Origin of the sequence: Actinophytocola sp., assembly GCF_035712165.1 — a bacterium.
Lineage (GTDB): Bacteria > Actinomycetota > Actinomycetes > Mycobacteriales > Pseudonocardiaceae > DASYTH01.
This window is the reverse complement of sequence record NZ_DASTBH010000428.1, coordinates 1-2,101: the sequence shown is the minus strand read 5'-3', so window position 1 is coordinate 2,101 and position 2,101 is coordinate 1. Positions and strand designations below refer to the sequence as shown.

The following is a 2,101-nucleotide window of genomic DNA, read 5'->3' as shown; positions in this document are numbered from 1 at the left end:
GGGTCGTACCCTTGACAGGGCGACAGGGGCTGCCGACGTACGCTTTCCGGTGTAGGAAGAAGCGGGCGGCCCAAGGTCCGGCCGAGCCGGTTGACGCCGGGGAGTCGGTGGGTCGCCTGGTTATGCGTGCGAAGCCCCCGTCGCACCACCGCCGGCTGGCGAGGAGGTCAGGTCCGTGACCGAGCAGAGCGAGGTCACCAGTCACGTCAACGCCACCGGTGACGGTGGCGCCGTGCCCGGTGGCGCCGCCGCCAAGGAGATCCGTCGACTCGACCGGGTGGTGATCCGGTTCGCGGGCGACTCCGGCGACGGCATGCAGTTGACCGGTGACCGGTTCACTTCGGAGACCGCTCAGCTGGGGAACGACATCTCCACGCTGCCGAACTTCCCCGCCGAGATCCGCGCGCCGGCCGGCACCCTCCCAGGCGTGTCCAGCTTCCAGGTGCACTTCGCCGACTACGACATCCTGACCCCGGGCGACGCGCCGAACGTGCTGGTGGCGATGAACCCGGCGGCGCTGAAGGCGAATCTGGGCGACCTGCCCCGCGGTGCCGACATCATCGTCAACACCGACGAGTTCACCAAGCGCAACCTGGCCAAGGTCGGGTACGCCGCCGACCCGCTGACGGACGGCTCGCTGGACGGGTACGTCCTGCACCCGGTCGCGCTGACCAGCATGACGCTGCGGGCGCTGGAGGCCAACGACGTCTCCAAGAAGGACGGGGAACGGGCGAAGAACATGTTCGCGCTCGGGCTGCTGTCCTGGATGTACTCCCGCCCGCACGCCTCGACGCTGCGCTTCCTGGAGCGCAAGTTCGCCGCCCGGCCGGAGCTGGCCGCGGCCAACATCACCGCGTTCAAGGCGGGCTGGAACTTCGGCGAGACCACCGAGGACTTCGCGGTCCGGTACGAGGTAAAGCCGGCCCGGATGCGCCCCGGCACGTACCGCAACGTCACCGGCAACGGCGCGCTCGCGATGGGCCTGATCGCCGCCGGGGTCCGCTCCGGGCTGCCGATCTTCCTCGGCGCCTACCCGATCACTCCGGCGTCGGACATCCTGCACGAGCTGAGCAAGCACAAGAAGTTCGGCATCACCACGATGCAGGCCGAGGACGAGATCGCCGCGATCGGCGCCGCGCTGGGCGCCTCGTACGGCGGCGCGCTCGGCGTCACCACCACCAGCGGGCCGGGCGTCGCGCTCAAGGGCGAGACGATCTCCCTGGCCGTTGCGCTGGAGCTGCCGCTGGTGATCGTGGACGTGCAGCGGGCCGGCCCGTCCACCGGCATGCCGACCAAGACCGAGCAGGCCGACCTGAACATGGCGCTGTTCGGCCGGCACGGCGAGGCACCGGTGGCGGTGGTCGCGCCGCGCTCGCCGTCGGACTGCTTCCACGCCGCGATCGAGGCGGCCCGGATCGCCCTGACGTACCGCACGCCGGTGATCCTGCTGTCGGACAACTACGTCGCCAACGGCTCGGAGCCGTGGCTGCTGCCCGACGTCGAGTCGCTGCCGGACCTGCGGGTGGAGTTCGCCACCGCGCCGAACGGCGAGGACGGCACGTTCCTGCCCTACCTGCGGGACCCGCAGACGCTGGCCCGGCCGTGGGCCATCCCGGGCACGCCGGGCCTGGAGCACCGGATCGGCGGCCTGGAGAAGGCGGACAAGACCGGGGACATCTCGTACGACCCGGCCAACCACGACTTCATGGTGCGCACCCGGGCGGCCCGGATCGAGGCGATCGGAGTGCCCGACGTCGAGGTGGAGGACCCGGACGGCTCGGCCCGGGTGCTGGTGCTCGGGTGGGGTTCGACGTACGGGCCGATCGGCGCCGCCTGCCGGGCGCTGCGCCAGCGCGGCCTGCCGATCGCGCAGGCGCATCTGCGGCACCTGTCGCCGCTGCCGGCCAACCTGGGCGAGGTGCTCAAGGCCTACGACAAGGTGATCATCCCGGAGATGAACCTGGGCCAGCTCGCCCACGTCATCCGGGCCCGCTACCTCGTCGACGCGATCCCTTTCAACCAGGTCCGCGGCCTGCCGTTCACCGCCGCCGAGCTGGAGGACATGCTGGAGGACGTGGTCAAGAATGGCTAGCCCGACGAT

The 2,101-nt window shown here is 71.0% G+C and carries 1 protein-coding gene; it reads left to right on the top strand.

Annotated features, from left to right (window positions below; genetic code table 11):
- Nucleotides 1-232: 232 nt before the first annotated feature.
- Nucleotides 233-2,092 (top strand): 2-oxoacid:acceptor oxidoreductase subunit alpha, encoded by a 1,860-nt coding sequence (locus VFO68_RS23655; RefSeq protein ID WP_325160558.1) that lies wholly within the window; start codon nt 233-235, stop codon nt 2,090-2,092.
- The last annotated feature ends 9 nt before the right edge of the window (nt 2,093-2,101 follow it).